Annotated in this window: 17 protein-coding genes; 7 read left to right on the forward strand and 10 right to left on the reverse strand. The window is 39.0% G+C overall.

Annotation, left to right across the window (positions count from 1 at the left end; genetic code table 11):
- Window positions 1-103 precede the first annotated feature (103 nt).
- Window positions 104-649: a 30S ribosomal protein S16 gene (locus QZ738_RS08450; RefSeq protein WP_293786556.1), complete on the reverse strand. Its 546-nt coding sequence runs from the start codon at window positions 647-649 to the stop codon at window positions 104-106.
- Between the two features lie 143 nt (window positions 650-792).
- Here QZ738_RS08450 and QZ738_RS08455 point away from each other — a divergent pair, with 143 nt between their 5' ends.
- Window positions 793-1,314 carry a 5'(3')-deoxyribonucleotidase gene (locus tag QZ738_RS08455; protein ID WP_293786558.1) on the forward strand — a complete coding sequence of 174 codons (522 nt, stop codon included), beginning with the start codon at window positions 793-795 and terminating at the stop codon, window positions 1,312-1,314.
- Window positions 1,315-1,507: 193 nt separating this feature from the next.
- Window positions 1,508-1,831: a heavy metal-binding domain-containing protein gene (locus QZ738_RS08460; RefSeq protein WP_090497467.1), complete on the forward strand. Its 324-nt coding sequence runs from the start codon at window positions 1,508-1,510 to the stop codon at window positions 1,829-1,831.
- Window positions 1,832-1,917: 86 nt separating this feature from the next.
- Here QZ738_RS08460 and pfkA read toward each other — a convergent pair whose 3' ends face one another.
- The 4 genes from pfkA to QZ738_RS08480 form a co-directional block, all read right to left on the reverse strand.
- A complete protein-coding gene (gene pfkA / locus QZ738_RS08465) occupies window positions 1,918-2,901 on the reverse strand; it encodes a 6-phosphofructokinase (protein ID WP_293786560.1) in 984 nt (327 codons plus the stop codon).
- 4 nt (window positions 2,902-2,905) lie between these two features.
- A complete protein-coding gene (locus QZ738_RS08470) occupies window positions 2,906-4,588 on the reverse strand; it encodes a protein-disulfide reductase DsbD (RefSeq protein ID WP_293786562.1) in 1,683 nt (560 codons plus the stop codon).
- 137 nt (window positions 4,589-4,725) lie between these two features.
- On the reverse strand, window positions 4,726-5,175 hold the full coding sequence (locus QZ738_RS08475; RefSeq protein ID WP_293786564.1) for a protein-disulfide reductase DsbD domain-containing protein: 450 nt from the start codon (window positions 5,173-5,175) through the stop codon (window positions 4,726-4,728).
- A gap of 7 nt (window positions 5,176-5,182) precedes the next feature.
- Window positions 5,183-5,959, reverse strand: coding sequence for a biotin--[acetyl-CoA-carboxylase] ligase (locus QZ738_RS08480; protein ID WP_293786565.1), 777 nt, complete (start codon window positions 5,957-5,959; stop codon window positions 5,183-5,185).
- A gap of 44 nt (window positions 5,960-6,003) precedes the next feature.
- On the opposite strand from QZ738_RS08480, the gene rsfS reads away from it, so the two are divergent.
- The 4 genes from rsfS (at window position 6,004) to QZ738_RS08500 (ending at window position 10,465) form a co-directional block, all read left to right on the forward strand.
- A complete protein-coding gene (rsfS, locus tag QZ738_RS08485) occupies window positions 6,004-6,378 on the forward strand; it encodes a ribosome silencing factor (protein ID WP_293786566.1) in 375 nt (124 codons plus the stop codon).
- Between the two features lie 28 nt (window positions 6,379-6,406).
- Window positions 6,407-8,425 carry an ATP-dependent zinc metalloprotease FtsH gene (gene ftsH / locus QZ738_RS08490; protein ID WP_293786567.1) on the forward strand — a complete coding sequence of 673 codons (2,019 nt, stop codon included), beginning with the start codon at window positions 6,407-6,409 and terminating at the stop codon, window positions 8,423-8,425.
- A 64-nt stretch (window positions 8,426-8,489) separates the two neighbouring features.
- Complete coding sequence (locus tag QZ738_RS08495; RefSeq protein WP_293786568.1) at window positions 8,490-9,134, forward strand: LUD domain-containing protein; 645 nt, start codon at window positions 8,490-8,492, stop codon at window positions 9,132-9,134.
- Window positions 9,135-9,388: 254 nt separating this feature from the next.
- Window positions 9,389-10,465 (forward strand): 3-oxoacyl-ACP synthase III family protein, encoded by a 1,077-nt coding sequence (locus QZ738_RS08500; protein WP_293786570.1) that lies wholly within the window; start codon window positions 9,389-9,391, stop codon window positions 10,463-10,465.
- Here the strand turns inward: QZ738_RS08500 and QZ738_RS08505 are convergent.
- The 5 genes from QZ738_RS08505 to QZ738_RS08525 form a co-directional block, all read right to left on the reverse strand.
- Entirely contained in the window at window positions 10,462-11,949 is a 1,488-nt protein-coding gene (locus QZ738_RS08505) for a tetratricopeptide repeat protein (RefSeq protein ID WP_293786572.1), read from the reverse strand. The two genes, QZ738_RS08500 and QZ738_RS08505, sit on opposite strands and share 4 nt — an antisense overlap.
- A 171-nt stretch (window positions 11,950-12,120) precedes the next feature.
- Window positions 12,121-12,864 carry a C4-type zinc ribbon domain-containing protein gene (locus tag QZ738_RS08510; protein ID WP_293786574.1) on the reverse strand — a complete coding sequence of 248 codons (744 nt, stop codon included), beginning with the start codon at window positions 12,862-12,864 and terminating at the stop codon, window positions 12,121-12,123.
- Window positions 12,864-13,961, reverse strand: coding sequence for a Nif3-like dinuclear metal center hexameric protein (locus tag QZ738_RS08515; protein ID WP_293786576.1), 1,098 nt, complete (start codon window positions 13,959-13,961; stop codon window positions 12,864-12,866). The genes QZ738_RS08510 and QZ738_RS08515 overlap by 1 nt, the downstream gene beginning before the upstream one ends.
- Before the next feature lie 112 nt (window positions 13,962-14,073).
- A complete protein-coding gene (locus QZ738_RS08520) occupies window positions 14,074-14,460 on the reverse strand; it encodes a TM2 domain-containing protein (protein WP_293786578.1) in 387 nt (128 codons plus the stop codon).
- Between the two features lie 4 nt (window positions 14,461-14,464).
- Window positions 14,465-14,767: a DUF2752 domain-containing protein gene (locus tag QZ738_RS08525; protein WP_293786580.1), complete on the reverse strand. Its 303-nt coding sequence runs from the start codon at window positions 14,765-14,767 to the stop codon at window positions 14,465-14,467.
- A gap of 229 nt (window positions 14,768-14,996) precedes the next feature.
- On the opposite strand from QZ738_RS08525, the gene mfd reads away from it, so the two are divergent.
- On the forward strand, window positions 14,997-18,335 hold the full coding sequence (mfd, locus tag QZ738_RS08530; protein WP_293786582.1) for a transcription-repair coupling factor: 3,339 nt from the start codon (window positions 14,997-14,999) through the stop codon (window positions 18,333-18,335).
- Window positions 18,336-18,359 lie beyond the last annotated feature (24 nt).

Below are 18,359 nucleotides of genomic sequence, written 5' to 3' on the forward strand. Positions count from 1 at the left end.
CTGAAAGGGATTTATTAATACCCCCCTTTAGGGGCAAGGGGTATTAATAAAAATAGCGTTCCGGAGATCGGAACGCTATTTTATCAGACAAAATAATTAAAAACTATTCTGCGCCTTCTTCTTTAGGAGCTTCTTCAGTTGCTTCAGCCTCAACAGCCGGAGCTTCTTCTTCAACAACTTCCTCTGCAACTGGTGCATTTTTAGCTGCGATAGCCGCTGCTCTATCTTCTTTCTTTTTAGCTTCTGCTGCTAACGCTGCTTTACGCGCATCTGCTTTAGAATTAGCTAAGCCTTCTGCTTTACCAGAAATTTTACCTGCTTTAGCATCTAACCAAGCAGCAAATTTTTCATCTGCCTGTTCCTGGGTTAAAGCGCCTTTTTTAACACCACCTTCTAAGTGTTTTTTGTATAAAACACCTTTGTAAGAAAGGATAGCACGAGCAGTATCAGTAGGTTGTGCACCACTGTTAACCCAGGCCAAAGTTTTTTCGAAGTTAATTTCGATGGTAGCAGGATTGGTATTTGGGTTGTAAGAACCTAAACGCTCAATAAATTTACCATCACGTGGAGAGCGCGAATCTGCTACCACAACGTGGAAAAAAGGTTTTCCTTTTTTACCAAATCTTTGCAATCTGATTTTAGTTGCCATTTTCTATTGTATTTATGTATTCAACATAGTTCCCGGAGCTTCATGCTGCGGGGCTGCAAAGATAACTAAAATACTGGAAATTAAAAACATAGTTTAATTTCTTTGTTTTCAGGATATTTACGCCTAAATATCTGCTGATACAAATGAAACGAATTGCAATTGATATGGACGAGGTGATCGCCGATGCCGTAGGAAAATTTATAAAACTTTATAACCGGGATTTTAACGTTCCTTTAGACTTGAAAATTGATGCTGGAAATGAAATCTATCACCATGTTCCGGAAGATGTGAATCAAAAATGGTTCGAGTATATCAATGAACCTGGTTTTTTTCGAGATCTTGATGTGATACCGGATAGCCAGCGCGTAATCCAGGCTTTACAGGAGAAATACGATGTTTATATTGTTTCTGCGGCAATGGAGTTCCGTAACTCATTGGTTGATAAATACGATTGGCTGGCCGAACATTTCCCTTTTATTGATTGGCAACACATCATGTTCTGCGGAAATAAAATTGTGAATGTTGATATTATCATAGATGACCGCATTAAAAATTTTATAAATTTTAGTGGCAGACCATTATTATACACCTCTCCCCACAATTTGCTGGTTACAGAATACGAACGCGTAAATAACTGGGAAGAAATAGCAAATCTACTGCTATAATTTGTGTTTAGGCAGTTGTTGTAAATCACAGTAGGGAAGTCTAATAATTAAGATCATTTATGGAACTTCCCATCCTGGTACACTTTGGCCATAATATGATCTGGCCCTCAGCTTTCTAATCATCAACCTTTACATTTTGGGAAAATGTAACATTTTTTAAAAAATTTGCTCTAATTATAAAAAAACTAAAACTATGTTAGTAACCACAACGCCAACAGTTGAGGGCAGAAAAATTATCAAATATATCGGTTTGGTAACCGGAGAAACCATTATTGGCGCAAATATTTTCAAAGATTTATTTGCAGGAATAACAGATATTGTAGGAGGCAGATCAAGTTCTTACGAACGTGTTTTGAGAGAGGGGAAAGATACTGCAGTTAACGAAATGCAACAATATGCCGCAGCGCTTGGTGCAAATGCCATTGTTGGTGTCGACTTAGATTACGAAACCGTAGGTAGTGGCGGAAGCATGCTCATGGTAAGTGCCAATGGCACTGCGGTGATTTTGGCAGACTAAGAAATTTGCTTATCGCGAAAACTAAGCAAAAAACAAGAAAGTCTTTCCGGTGCGGGAAAGACTTTTCTTTTATAATTTACTTTTGTTTAGAATGAAAGAATATCTATTAGCTTCAGCCATTTAGAACTTACTTTCTCTGCATTAATATGTTTGATTGCGTGATCAAAAGGCGTGAAAACGATTTCGCGGTTAATCTGACCCACCATTACGCCACTCTCGCCCTGAATTAAACCTTCAACCGCAACTACACCCAAGCGGCTGGCCAGCACACGATCCATACAGGTTGGCTTGCCCCCGCGTTGAATATGTCCCAAAACCGAAACTTTGGTATCATAGTGGGGATATTTTTCCTGCAAAATTTCGCCAACCTTAAATGCGCCACCGGTATCATCGCCTTCGGCAACAATAATAATTTTCGACGCTTTATCTTTACGGCTATGCTCCAGCTTGTGCAAAATATCATCCGCGTTCATGTTCGCTTCGGGAATCATGATGGCTTCAGCGCCAACGCCGATACCACTTCTTAAAGCGATTAAGCCAGAGTCGCGGCCCATTACCTCTACAATAAATAACCTGTCATGTGATTCTGCCGTATCTCTGATCCTATCTACCGCATCAACAACGGTATTGATAGCAGAGTCATATCCAATAGTGAAATCGGTACCCACCAAATCATTATCAATAGTACCGGGCAGGCCAACAATAGGGAAATCGTATTCTCTGGAAAAAACATTGGCTCCGGTAAACGTTCCATCTCCACCGATTACCACCAGGGCATCAATTTCATTGGCTTTGAGATTTTCATATGCTTTTTGCCTGCCTTCTTTTGTTTTAAATGCTTCACTACGAGCTGTTTTCAAAATGGTTCCGCCACGCTGAATAATATTGGCTACAGATTTACGGTCCATTGGAATAAAATCGTTGTTGATTAGCCCTTCATATCCACGGATGAATCCCGTTACTTCGATATCATAATAAATAGAGCCTCTAACTACAGCTCTAATTGCAGCGTTCATGCCTGGCGAATCTCCACCAGAGGTTAAAACGCCAATATTCTTAATCTTATTCATTTGTTTATTTCTTGGCAAATCCTGATAATCCATTATCCAGATACTGCAAATATTTATCTATATCAAATTCTACCCCGATAGGAGGTGAAACTAATTCTTTTTCATCAGTACCCAAAAGTACATAATATGGTTGCGAAATGGTATTAAATTTCTCCGCCTGCAAATGTTTGAATTTTTTACCAACGGTATTCACTTTTGTGCCTAAAATTTTAGACTCAAACTGTTCTGCTTCTGGCAAACTGGTTTTATCATCTGTGTAAAGTGACACCACAACATAATCTTCTTTTAATTTCTTAAGCACTCTTGGATCAGACCAAACCCTGGCTTCCATTTCGCGGCAATTTACGCAACCATGTCCGGTGAAATCGAGAAATAACGGTTTTTTTACTTCCTTGGCATAAGCCAAGGCCTCCTCATAATCAAAAAAACCATCAATATTGTGTGGAATATGCAGGAAGTCAGCATATTTACGTTTAGCGTGGCTGGTTGCTGCAGTCTGGTTAGATCCGCCGACATTGTCTTGTCCGATTACAAAATCCTGAGTAGAAAGCGGAGGTACCAGTGCACTTACGGCTTTTAAAGGGGCTCCCCACAAGCCTGGAATAAGATAAATAGCAAAAACGAAGGTTGCTGTAGCAATAAATAACCTGGGTACCGAAACATAAGGAAGGTCGCTGTCATGAGAGAACTTAATTTTTCCTAATAAGTAAACACCCAAAATTAAGGCGAGTACAATCCAGATTGCCAGGAATATCTCACGGTCTAATATGCCCCAGTGGTAGGCCAAATCCGCTGTTGAAAGGAATTTCAGAGATAAACCCAATTCTAAAAACCCTAAAAAAACTTTAATTGAGTTTAACCAGCCGCCTGATTTCGGCAGCCCCGTCATTAAACTTGGGAAAATAGCGAACATGGTAAAAATTAATGCCAGGGATAGCGAAAAGCCAAACATCACCACAACAGGTGTAAGCAGATCTGTATTAATGGCCACCAGAGAGGTACCAATTAAAGGACCTGTACAGGAAAAGGAAACAACCGCTAATGTTGCTGCCATAAAAAAGATTCCGCTTAAACCTTTGGCATCCGATTTTGCATCAAGCTTATTTACAAACGAGCTTGGCAGGGTAATTTCAAAAGCGCCTAAAAATGATATGCCGAAAACAATCAATATCAGAAAGATAAAAATATTAAAAAAACCATCGGTTGATATTTCATTTAATGCACTGGCGCCCCAGATCAGGGTGATAATCACACCCAATCCTACATAAATTACGATAATTGATAAACCATAAATAATGGCACTTCTGATTCCTTTTGCCCTGCTTTCGGCCCTTTTGGTAAAAAAACCAACAGTAAGCGGAACCATAGGAAAAATACATGGAAGGAAAAAGGCAGCGATACCGGCTAAGAGGCCTAAACCAAAAGTTACCCAAAGCGATTGTTTTGGAACAACTTTACCAGCTACCGTAGCTTTTTCTATTTTAAGCGTATCGTTTTTAAGGGTATCTTTTTCCACTTTAGCCTGTTTATTGGCAGCACTATCTTGTGCCGAACCTACCTCGGTAAAAACGATATCGTCTGGAGTGGCTGTTGCTGTGGTATCTTGTGTTACCTGGGCGTAACTCTTAACGGCTGGCCATGCAATAAACATTGCAGCCATTAATAACAATAATAAAACCTTTTTCATTTGTGTGTATTTTAAAACCGTGAAATTAAGAATAATTTAGAAACGATTTTTGTTTAAACTACAACACCTGGCAGATTTTACTTTAAAAAGAAACAGTCCCAAAAATTCGGGACTGTCTGTAAATATTTTGATGTCAATTATTTAACCGGGACACTAAACTCTACTTCTTCCGGCGGAAGGCATTGTTTATCATTACAAACCATAAACTCTACCACACCTTTAACTACAGTTGTTGCCTTGTTCAGCTTAATTTTTTGCTGAAATATCACTGATTTTTCAAAGTAGCTTACATTCATTTTAAATGTACTTTCATATTTCACGATAGCTTTTGGCTCGATTGTTTTCCCTACAAGACTAAAATCTTTAGATGGAGCAAAAGTAAAAGTGGTTTTTACAGGTCCTCCGTCTTTTACATTTTGAGAATAAATGTGCCATCTATCGTCAATTGTAGCCTTTAAATAAATTATAGCTTCGGTTTTACTAACTTTCTTTGCAGAGTATGCCCAGGTTACCGGTTTTTCGATCTGAGCAAATGCACCAGCAATGGTAAAAAGTACCATTGAAAGGATCAGGGTGATTTTTTTCATTTGTGTTTTATTTTGTGTGTATAAATTCAATTTCTTTAAAGTTAAAAATTTTTAACCCATTTTTTGTATTAACTTTTAACCTGCCGTTATCTTCAACTCCCTCAATTGCTCCTTCAAAAATCTCTCCGTTGTGCCTATATAACGCTTTAACCTGGTAATTGTACAGCTTTGCAAGGTAATCATTTTGTAAAATACTGTATTTTCCTGCCCTCAAAATTAAGTAGTATTTTTCCATAAACATGAATATTTTCTGCATAATATCCATTAAAGGCACCTCTTTTTGTAAAATTTGAACGAGGGAAGTGGCTCGGTCACTGATGTTTTCTGAAAATTCCAATTGATTCACATTTAAGCCGATGCCAATTACCGATGACTTAAAAACACTACCTGTCAGTGTATTTTCAATTAATATGCCGCCCAGCTTCTTATCAAGGTAATAGATATCGTTAGGCCATTTTACCATTATCCCCTCCGGTATAAAACAAGATAAAGTGTCGCTAACGGCTAAGCTAACCGCCATATTTAAAGAAAACTGCCTGTCGAGCGGCAAAAAAGAAGGCTTCAAATATATACTTGTACTAATATTTTTTCCTTCTTGTGTTTGCCACACACTTTCTTGCTGCCCTCTTCCGGCAAATTGATGGTCTGCCATAATTACAGTCCCTTCAGCTAATGGCTCGGATTTTGACACCAGATTTTTCAAAAAGTTATTAGTAGAATCAACTTCTTTTAATTTGATTAAATTTTGACCAACAAATAGTGTTGAAAAAGTGTTATTTTGCAAGTGTTGAATTTATAATATTGTAATTCCAAAATTAAAGCATTTTAATGGTAAAAAAGAAAATAGTAGCCCTTTCTACATACCTTTCTGAATTGGCCGTTCACGGCATACAAGAGAAAAAAGGAGAAGATATTGTGCGGTTAGATCTTAGAAATATTCATACTTCAGTAGCTGATTACTTTATTATAGCGAGTGCCAACTCTGCTACCCAGGTAAAAGCTATTGCCGATAGTGTAGAAAAAGAAATATGTAAGGCCACTCAGGCCGACCCGAGACATAAGGAAGGTTTCGAATCAGCAGATTGGATCATTCTTGATTATTTCGATGTGGTTGTGCACATCTTTAAAACTGAAAAGCGCCACTTTTATGGCATTGAAGAACTTTGGGGGGATGCAGAAAGCACAAATTTTCAAAGCGCATAACCTAATAGAACCATTTTGACAAAAAAAAATGAACGACAATCAAAATAATAACGAAAGACAGGGAAGAAGAGTTCCAAACATTCCTAAAAAACCACAAAAAGGATCAAAATTTAATATTTTCTGGGTATATGCAGCCATTATTATAGCCATTATTGCTGCACAGTTTTTATTTACCAGCGATGGGGGTAAGGAGGTAACCTATCAAACATTTGAACAACAGATGTTGCTGAAAGGTGACGTACAGAAGGTAGTTGCTTATAAATCCGACGATTTGGTTCGTGTAGAAGTTTATATTAAAAAAGATAGTTTAGATAAAAAGAAACTATACGATGCATACAAGAGCAAAAGTACTTTTAACGTAAACAATGCCGCAAGTCCTGTTGTATTTTTCAATGCCGGAACAATGGATGGACTGGATAAACAACTTGCCGATTCGCAAAAAGACCTTCCAGCTAACCAACCAAGGATATTGGCAGAAAAAACCAGCCGCAGCAATCCGTTGGCAAGCTGGTTCTTAAGCATCATTTTACCTGTACTGCTTTTAATCGGTTTCTGGATTTTTATGATGCGCAGGATGGGTGGTGGTGCCGGCGGTGGCGGCCAGATTTTCAGTATAGGAAAATCTAAAGCGACGCTGTTTGACAAAGAAAGCCAGGTAAACATCACTTTTAACGATGTTGCAGGTTTAGAAGAGGCTAAAACAGAGGTAATGGAAATTGTAGATTTCCTTAAAAACCCTAAAAAGTATACTGATCTGGGTGGAAAAATACCTAAAGGAGCTTTATTGGTAGGTTCGCCAGGTACAGGAAAAACCTTATTGGCCAAAGCCGTTGCTGGCGAGGCTCAGGTTCCTTTCTTTTCGCTATCAGGTTCTGATTTTGTAGAAATGTTTGTTGGAGTTGGTGCATCCCGTGTGCGCGACTTATTTAAACAGGCAAAAGATAAATCTCCTTGTATCATCTTTATTGATGAGATTGATGCTATCGGCCGTGCCCGTGGTAAAAATGGCGTAATGGGTGGGAATGATGAACGTGAAAACACCTTAAACCAGCTTTTGGTTGAAATGGATGGTTTTGGCACCAATACACATGTGATCATTCTTGCTGCTACGAACCGTGCTGATGTTTTAGATAAAGCATTATTAAGAGCTGGAAGGTTCGACAGACAGATTTACGTTGATTTACCGGACGTTATAGAACGTAAGCAGATTTTTGAAGTACACATTGCTCCACTTAAAAAATCAGAAGAGCTTGATACCGAATTTTTAGCTAAACAAACGCCAGGATTCTCTGGTGCAGATATTGCAAACGTTTGTAACGAAGCGGCATTAATTGCAGCGCGTAAAAACAAATCATCTGTTGATAAGCAAGATTTCTTAGATGCTGTAGACAGAATTGTAGGTGGTTTAGAAAAGAAAAATAAAATCATCACACCTGCAGAAAAACGTGCCATTGCGATTCACGAGGCTGGTCACGCTACTGTAAGCTGGTTGTTGGAACACGCTGCGCCTTTGGTTAAGGTTACCATTGTGCCACGTGGACAAAGCTTAGGGGCAGCCTGGTACCTGCCGGAAGAGCGTTTAATTGTTCGCCCTCACCAAATGCTCGACGAAATGTGTGCAACAATGGGGGGTAGAGCGGCTGAAAAAGTAATGTTCGATACCATTTCTACCGGTGCACTTAGCGATTTGGAGAAGGTAAATAAACAAGCCAGGGCAATGGTTACCATTTATGGTTTAAATGATAAATTAGGAAATATTACTTATTATGATTCATCTGGTCAGAATGAATATAACTTCTCAAAACCATATTCTGAGGACACCGCTTTAACGATTGATAAAGAAATTTCAGCATTAATTGAGGGTCAATACCAAAGGGCCATTCAATTATTGGAAGAAAATAAGGATAAACTGATCCAGTTAGCCGACATCCTGATCGAAAAAGAAGTTTTATTTAAAGATGATTTAGAACTAATTTTTGGTAAGAGATTATTCGAAAATCAAGGTGAAAGTGGAAATCCCGGACACATTAAGCCAGTTGAGGCCTAAATAAATAAATTCTATTATTACATTTGCTACCCTGGTCTAATCATTAGGGTAGCTTTTTTTTATAATGAAGGATAATACGACAGCGAAAGAACAAATACTGAAAAAGATAAGGAAGGCTCTATTAGAAAAGCGCGAAAATCCCTATCCTAATTTAGAAGAAAGTCCATTGTATAAAAAAAATACCGATGAGCTGGAAATATTATTTGCTGAACAGCTTACGGCTATATCCGGCAATTTTATCTTCTGCGAAGACGGGATCGATTTTTTTGAGAATATGTTGCAGCTGGCCGATAAGTTTAAATGGCGGAAAATATATTGCTGGGAACCCGAGCTACAACAGTTTCTAAGCAAATATGAGTTTCCTTTTTACCAAACCGACAAGGATTTTGATCAGGCTGAAGTAGGTATTACCTTATGCGAAGCCTTAATTGCCCGAAATGGAAGCGTAATGGTTAGCAACAGCAGTGCCGCTGGCAGGAGATTAAGTATTTTCCCACATCACCATATCGTGATCGCCAAAACCAGTCAGTTGGTTTTAGATCTTAAAGATGCCTTTCTGTTATTGAAAAACAAATATGGCAACCAGCTTCCATCTATGATCAGTAATATTACAGGTCCGAGCAGAACAGCAGATATCGAAAAAACACTGGTTTTAGGCGCTCATGGCCCTAAAGAGCTTTTTGTATTCCTGATTGACGATTTCAGTTAACTATTGCTGTTTTTATTTTAAAATTTATAAGCAGGTTCGGTTCTTCTGCAGATTACCCAAAAACTATTGATCGCTTTTAACACTTTTGATATCCATCGTAAAAATAGGTTACAAAGTAAATGTGATGGAAGAAAGCAGGATTATTAAACTTTACGCTTGAAAATAAGCTACGCTGAATTGCAATATATTTGCGACTACCGAATATTATTGGTATTTTTATACTACATACCGTTTTAGTATGCGGTATTATAATTATGAGCAAGGTAACCAATACAATAATTTCAGGAACCGGTAGTTACATTCCGGACAATATCGTTTCCGGCGAGAAGTTTTTAGAATCTACGTTTTTCGAAAATGGTAATCGTATTGATAGAGAAAATGCAGAAATCATTAGTAAATTTTCAGAAATTACCGAAATTGTTGAGCGCAGATATGCTTGTCCAGACCAACTAAATAACCACATCGGCGCAAAAGCTGCGGCTAAGGCGATTGAAGATGCCGGAATAGATAAAGAAACTCTAGATTACATTATCTTCTGTCATAACTTCGGCGACATTCCTACCGGAAGCAACCGCACCGATGTATTACCTTCATTAGCCGCTAAAGTGAAACAGCAGCTGGGAATTATAAATCCAGACTGCGTTGCCTATGATATCATTTTTGGTTGCCCCGGATGGGTTCAAGGCGCAATACAGGCCGATTATTATATCAAAAGCGGAGATGCCAAGCGGGTTATGGTTATTGGTGCAGAAACTTTAAGCCGTATTATTGATCCGCATGACCGTGACAGTATGATCTTTTCGGATGGTGCCGGAGCGGTAATTTTCGAAGCAGAAGAAGCCGCAGAAAAACGAGGGATACTTGCCCATAAAACAGAAACCCATGCCGTGAATTATGGTCATTTATTAACCATGGGCAAAGGATCTAATCCAGATGAAAACAGTGGAAACTTTTACCTGAAAATGAACGGACGTAAACTCTATGAATTTGCGGTAATTCAGGTGCCACAGGTTATTAAAAAAGCCATAGACAAAGCAGGTTTAAGTGTTGACGATATCAGCATCGTATTCGTACATCAGGCCAATGGCAAAATGGATACGGCGATCATGAAACGTCTGTTCAAACTTTATGGTAAAGATACCGTGCCGGAAAAATTAGTTCCAATGACCATTTCGTGGTTAGGAAACAGTTCCGTTGCCACGGTACCAACTTTGTTAGACCTGGTCTTAAAAGGAGAAGTGCAAGGCTATAATGTTAATCCTGGCGATGTAGCGGTATTTGCCTCAGTAGGGGCAGGCATGCACATTAATGCTTTTATACATCGTTTTTAATTGGCTAAGCGCTTTAACCCCGCCCTGGCCTGGCTTTCAATACTGCTTTCAAACTCATGATTTTTCATGGCAATAGCCGTATTGAAAGCCTCTTTCGCTTTCGCTATGTTTTTCCTTCTTTCATAAATCTTGCCCATCTGCACTGCAGCATTTGCAGCAAAATAATATCTCAGGTTTCTCCCTCTCTCAATCGTTTCCTGATAGGCGGTTAATGCCTGATCATCTTTCCCCAGATCATCATAAATTCTACCTAAACGGTAGCTTAGTTCAGTCCTGTCTTTGTCGTTAGTATAGTCTGCTGCCTTTTTGTTGTCAATTATTTGCAGGGCCCTGCTTAAATAACCACCATCAAACAATAGCCTGGCTTTTAAGAGATCAATGTTTGGTACTACTGCCGATGCTTCTGCCTTGGCCTGCTTATCTTTTTCCATATAAGTATAACCATTGTTAACAGCTTTGCCCGCAAATGCCGTATATGCTGCTTTATCTCCTTTAAGAAGCGCGATCCAACCCAAATGAAGGTAAGCATCCTTTACAAAATTTACGCCCTTAGTGGCCTGCAAAAACCGGCTAAAATACGTGCCGGCATTGAGATCTAGTTTATTTAAATGCGCAATTCCTTCCAAATAATCAAGATAAGGGAACGGCTGGTAAACACCTCCCTGTGGCCGCCTGGCCAAAATCGAAATGGCTTCTTCACTATGCCCGTTTTTAATGCACACATAACTCTGCAAATAACTTTTCAACAAACTGGTATCGGCTATCCGATCGGTATACTTCATGGTTTTGGCATATGCCTGCGGACTATGGGCCACATCTGTTAAAACATAGGCATAATAAAATACCACTTCTTCGTAAAAAGGTTCATAAGCTGATTTTGGTAAGTTATCCGCTAATTTTTCGAACACAGCCAAACCGCTCTGCAGGTTTCCCTTAATGCCGAAGGTTGAAAGTGCCGTTTTCAAAGTGCCATCGGGAAGGTTTCCCAATACAGCATTGATCAATCCCAAACCTTTTAAGTTCAGGTGAAAATTTGGGAATTTTTTATGGTTATCCTGCAAAAGACTGTTGGCTCTTTTAACTTCCATAGCTGCATTAAAATACTCTCCAAAGCGTCCGCGTATGAGTGCCCATTGTAAATTGATCTCCGCCTGGGCATAAAGATAGTATGGCGAATTTTTATCGTCATCGCTTATTTGGTCCAAACGTTTAGATTTATTTCCTTTCAAACGGTCAAAGTCAGCTTTGCTTTCTGAAGTGAGTACGGTAAAATAATCAACATAATTTTCAAGAAGCGGAATAATGGAATTATTGGGGTGCTGTTTCTTCTCTGTTGAGATATAAGCCCGCGCATTGCCCAACTTAAGCTCGAATATGCTTTTATAAGCATTTAAGCAGTTATTATTAAAGTCGAAATTTGCAAGTGAAAACAAAGGAGAGAAGAGCAGGAGAGACGTTATAAAAAAACGGAAGCTTTTATTCATCAGGGATTCTATTTCGGTTTGGTTCTACGCTGCTACAAGAGCTTCACATTTGAACAAATATACATTAAACGCCAAAATCATACTCTTGTTTTGAGTAAGTCCAAGAAAACAGGGCTTAAACCAAAAACGTCCCGATTAAATCGGGACGTCCAAATAGTTTTGTAATTTAGCTTAAGCTTCTGCTACTTCGTGTGTAAGCGCTTCATCAACCAAAATACGACCGCAATGTTCGCAAACGATTATTTTTTTACGCTGACGGATATCTAACTGACGTTGAGGCGGAATCTGGTTAAAACAACCTGAACATGAATCACGATCAATAGTTACCACAGCTAAACCATTTACGGCATTTTTGCGTAAACGTTTGTATGCAACCAATAAACGCTCTTCGATTTGAGGTTCAGCTTTGTCCGCTTTCTTTTGCAAATCCTGCTCCTCTTTTTCAGTTTCGGCAGTAATTACGTCGAGTTCTGCTTTTTTAGCTTCCAAATCTTTTTTTCTGCCATCTAGCTCGGCTTTAGCAGCTTCATAGATTTCTGTTTTAGAAGCGATTTCGAAACCGTGTTCTTTAATCTTTTTTTCAGAAACCTGAATATCTAAACCTTGAATCTCAATTTCTTTGGTTAAAGCATCATATTCACGGTTATTCTTAACTTCTTTTAATTGAGAATCGTATCTTTTGATGGCAGCTTGCGCATCTTTAATTGTATTTTTACGTGTTACGATCGAATCTTCAAGATCATCAAGCTCTCCTTTGATTTTTGCAATTCTGGTTTCTAATCCTAAAACGTCATCCTCAAGATCGGCAACTTCCATTGGTAATTCGCCACGTACTTGACGGATCTTATCAATTTTGGTGTGGATATTTTGTAATTCGTATAAAGCCTTTAGCTTTTGTTCTACGGTTTGTTCCATTAAAACAAGTAATTTATGGGGTTTGTATTTTGCTCCGTTAAACGGATTGCAAAGTTAGTAAATTTTTTCTGAATAATTTCAAGCAATAAATTTGAGGTAAATTGTTCAGTTTCAAAGTGTCCGATGTCGGCAATGATCAATTTTTCATCCGCATCAAAAAACTCGTGATATTTAAAATCTGCGGTTATAAATGCATCAGCCCCCGCAGCAATGGCTTCTTTTAACAAAAAGCTTCCCGCCCCCCCGCAAACCGCAACTTTTTTGATCCTTTTACCGGTAACTTCTGTATGCCTCACTACTTTAGCCTGCATGCTATCTTTTACCAAATGTAGAAAATCGTAAGCATCCATATCGTATTCCAGCCAGCCTATCATACCCGAGCCTACCAGTTGATGTTTGTTTTCGAGTTTGTAGATATCGTAAGCTACCTCTTCATAGGGATGGTTCTCAAACAGAGCAATCAGAATTTTTCGCTCGGCCTGTGTAGGGTAGACCATTTCGATCCGAACTTCAGCCTCTCGGTGGCGGATCCCTTTCTCACCCACAAAAGGGTCGGAATCTTCATTTCCTTTAAAAGTGCCAAAACCATCAGCATTAAAACTACATTCGCTATAGTTGCCAATGTTCCCCGCTCCGGCATAAAATAATGCTGATCTCAACTGCTCGGCCTGGGCCTGTGGGCAATAAGTAACCAGCTTTTTTAACAGACCTGCTTTTGGAGAAAGCACTTTAGTACCGGTTAAACCCAAACGTTCGCAGATTCTTGCATTTACACCGGTATGAATACTATCTAAATTGGTATGAATGGCATAAAGTGCAATGTTGTTTTTAATAGCCTTTAATACCACACGTTCCACGTAATTTTTACCGTTAAGCTTTTTTAGTCCTTTAAAAACGATCGGATGGTGGGTAATAATCAGATTGCATCCTGTAGAAATGGCTTCATCCACAATTTTCTCTACACAATCTAAAGCAACCAAAGCAGCGCGCACCTCCATATTCGGATCGCCCACTATTAAGCCAGCATTATCATAATCCTCCTGATAATTAAGTGGCGCAATGCTTTCCAAATAATTGGTAATTTCAGCTAATTTCATTCGATAAATATAGAAATTTCATTGATCGGGTTTTCTTTTTCTGCCAGTCTATTTAACAGAAAAAATTCGCATTCAAATTGGATGCGGATTTTAATATTAAGATTTATTTATCCTAGAATTTTCCGGCTTGTTGGAATCCACCGCCCATTCTGATCATCTGTAAACTTTCGAAAACCATTTTCTGGTTGTGTTCAAAAGCAAGTGTTTTGTGGTTTACCACGTCGATGATCGATCCGATAAAGCATAAACCAGCAGTTAAAAGGTATAAAATACCCATGCCAATCTGGCCAATAATAAACCGCTGTAAACCTGGAACGGCAAACAGCCCGATTAAACAGAAAATCAGCATGTCAGATGGATTCTTTCTTTTACTGCTGTAAACCATCAGAAAATTACGCAATTGCTCTTCAGTTAAACCGGTTGTTGCTTGTTGTAAATATGAGTATTCCTCTGGTGTTATACCTGGTAACGACATTAGAGGTGATTGAAATATATCCATGGCTTTATGTATTTGTGGTTGAAATTTTAAACTTATTTTTATTTTGTATCAATGTATAAATTCTATAAACGATGATTAAAAGTGCCGGAAACCCAAACCAATGTTCGGAAAAGCTTTCGGTAAACTCGCCATGTAAAATATGACTGATCGACCTGCCTATACCACAGCCCGGACACCAATCCTCAAAGCCTAAGTTGGCTAAAGGACAAAGTGTAAAATGATGCTTATGGCTATTCGCTGTCGCCATTAATACTAAAGCTGTTACCCAGAAAAAAAGTTCCAGTGGAAAGCTTTTAATGTACTTCATTGTTTCACTTTTTATATAATTTAGAGGTTTTAACACCCCCTTTGTTACATCAATTTGCCCTTAATCGACGAAAGGGGGATATATTTCGACCAAATGCATGATATCATCTAACAATAACCGATCATTTTTAATTTATCTGATTTATATAGCCAGCCCCAGTCAAAAATAGTTAAAAAAACCTTTACACGAATTGCGGGTTAATATTAAAAGATAAGCTTATTTTTGTGCCTTGAACATTCGCGATTTAATAAACAGATACAAAACAGACGACAGGGTTACCCAATTTACCCAAACGTTGAACAGCAGCAAAAACCCAAAGATACAATTAAAGGGATTGGTGGGTTCGGCTGATGCTATTGTTGCACTTTCTTCTTACTTCCTGTTACACAAACCCATACTGTTTGTTTTGCCAGACAGGGAAGAGGCTGCTTATTTTCAATCAGACCTCGAAAGTGTATTGGATAAGCAGGTTTTGTTATTTCCTTCCTCTTACCGCAAATCTTTTGATTTTACCCAGGTAGATACTGCCAATGTCTTAGCCCGTGCAGAGGTATTGAACGAGCTGAACCATAATTCGGAATATGGCAAGATTGTGGTTTCTTATCCTGAAGCGATTGCAGAAAAGGTGATCGATCGCTCGGCACTTGAAAAAAACACTTTAGAAATTAGTTTGGGTGCTAAACTGGGCATTGATTTTATCAATGAATTTCTAATTGACTACGATTTCGACAGGAGAGATTTTGTTTACGAACCCGGACAATTTTCCATCCGTGGCGGGATTGTAGATATCTTTTCGTTCTCATCCGATCTTCCCTATCGCATTGAGTTTTTTGGCGATGAGGTGGAAAGTATCAGAAGTTTTGAAATTGAGAGTCAGTTATCGGTTGCAGATGTTAAATCGCTAACCATTGTTCCAAATGTCCAGGCAAAGTTTTTAACAGAAAGCAATATCAGCATTCTCGATTACATTGATCAGGATACGCAACTCTGGTTTAAAGACGTAGAGTTTACCCTCGATATTGTTAAAGCCGGTTTTAAAAAGGCTGTTGAACTCTGGAAAGCTTTGCCGGCAGCTGATAAAAGTCAAAACCCGGAGTGGATTGATCCTAAGTTTGCATTTACCGACGAAAAATTATTGGGCGATCATCTTCAGGATTTTCCATTGGTAGAATTTGGTAAACAGTTTTTCTATAAAACCGACCATCGTTTTGAGTTTGAAACTAAACCACAGCCATCGTTTAATAAAGATTTCAACTTACTGATTCATAATCTTAAAGAAAATGAAAAAGCTGGAATCGTTAACTTTATTTTTACTGATTCGCCAAAGCAGATTGAGCGTTTATATGCCATTTTAGAGGATATTGATAAAACGGCCAAATTTACGCCTATCAACAGCATGTTGCGCGAAGGTTTTGTTGATCCGCAGATTCAGACAGCATTTTATACTGATCACCAAATTTTCGACCGTTACTATAAATACAAACTCAAGAAAGGCTATCAGAAAAGTCAGGCCATTACCCTGAAAGATTTAAGAGAACTAAAATCCGGCGATTATGTTACCCACATCGATCATGGGATTGGTAAATATGCCGGACTAGAAAAGGTTGAGGTGAATGGCAAAACCCAGGAAATGATCCGTTTGGTTTATGCCGATAATGACCTGCTTTACGTCAACATCAACTCGCTAAACCGAATTGCCAAATACAGTGGCAAGGAGAGCGGTGTACCCAAGATGAATAAACTGGGTACCGATGCATGGGACAAGCTAAAAAAAACCACTAAAAAAAAAGTTAAAGATATCGCCCGTGATTTGATCAAGCTTTATGCTTTGCGCAAAACACAGGCTGGAACAGCATTTTCTCCGGATAGTTATTTACAGACTGAATTAGAGGCTTCTTTTATTTATGAAGATACACCTGATCAGCTAAAAGCGACCCAGGACGTGAAAAAGGATATGGAATCGCCACATCCAATGGACCGTTTGGTGTGTGGCGATGTAGGCTTTGGAAAAACGGAGATCGCCGTTCGTGCGGCATTTAAAGCCGTAGCAGAGGGCAAACAAGCCGCTGTTTTAGTGCCTACCACAATTTTGGCTTTACAACATTTTAAAACTTTTTCTTCCCGATTAAAAGATTTCCCGGTTACGGTCGATTATATTAATCGTTTTAAAACCAATAAGCAGATTAAAGATACCCTGGCCGAGGCTGCGGCAGGTAAAGTGGATATTTTGATTGGGACACACCGTTTGCTCAGTAAGGATGTTAAGTTTAAAGATCTCGGCATCATGATTATTGATGAAGAGCAAAAATTTGGTGTTACTGCTAAAGAAAGACTGAAAGCGATCCGGGTAAATGTGGATACGCTGACGCTAACGGCTACTCCAATTCCGAGAACATTGCATTTCTCTTTGATGGGGGCCAGAGATTTATCCATTATCAGTACTCCACCGCCAAACCGGCAGCCGGTAAGTACCGAATTACATGTTTTTAATGATAAACTGATTCAGGAGGCTGTTCAATTTGAATTAGACCGTGGAGGTCAGGTATTTTTTATCCATAACCGGGTAAATGATCTGATGCAATTGGGTGGCCTAATCCAGAAACTGGTTCCAAAGGCAAGAATTGGAATTGCACACGGCCAGCTGGATGGCGATGCACTGGAAGATGTGATGCTCGATTTCATTAACGGAGAAAAAGATGTCTTGGTGGCAACGACGATCATAGAGGCAGGTCTAGATATCCCTAATGCCAATACCATCATCATTAATCATGCACATATGTTTGGTTTAAGCGATCTGCATCAAATGCGTGGCCGCGTAGGCCGGAGCAATAAAAAAGCCTTTTGTTATTTACTTTCACCGCCTTTATCCACCTTAACTTCCGAAGCCAGGAAGCGTTTAAGTGCTATTGAAGAGTTTTCTGATTTGGGCAGCGGTTTTAATGTAGCCATGCGCGATTTAGATATCCGTGGAAGCGGAAATTTATTGGGTGCCGAGCAAAGTGGTTTTATCGCCGAAATCGGTTTCGAAATGTACCACAAAATATTAGATGAAGCCATTCAGGAACTTAAAGATGCCGAATTTAAAGGGCTGTTCGAAAATGAACCTGCCCGTCCGTTTGTTGGCTTTACGCAGGTAGATACCGATCTTGAATTGTATATTCCGGATGCCTACATTACCAACATTACTGAGCGTTACAATTTATACACCGAGCTTTCTAAACTCGAAAATGAAGCTGAACTTGCCATTTTCGAAAAACATCTGGCCGACCGTTTCGGGCCGGTACCACCACAGGTGAAAACTATGCTCAGCGTGGTACGGTTACAATGGTTAGGCAAGAAATTGGGTTTTGAAAAAATCAGTTTTAAGAAAAACAGTTTACGCGGATATTTCCTAAGCGATAAACAATCGGCTTATTTCGACTCCAACACTTTTACCAAAATTTTAACTTTTGCACAGAACCATCCTCGGATGTGCAATTTAAAAGAAGTAAAGAATACGCTCAGAATTGCTTTCGATAATGTAAAAACTGTTGAAGAAGCCATTGAAACGCTGGAACTGATTGACTAAAAACGTTAATTGAGTCAGTCTATT

Origin of the sequence: uncultured Pedobacter sp. (genome assembly GCF_913776295.1) — a bacterium.
Taxonomy (GTDB): Bacteria; Bacteroidota; Bacteroidia; order Sphingobacteriales; family Sphingobacteriaceae; genus Pedobacter.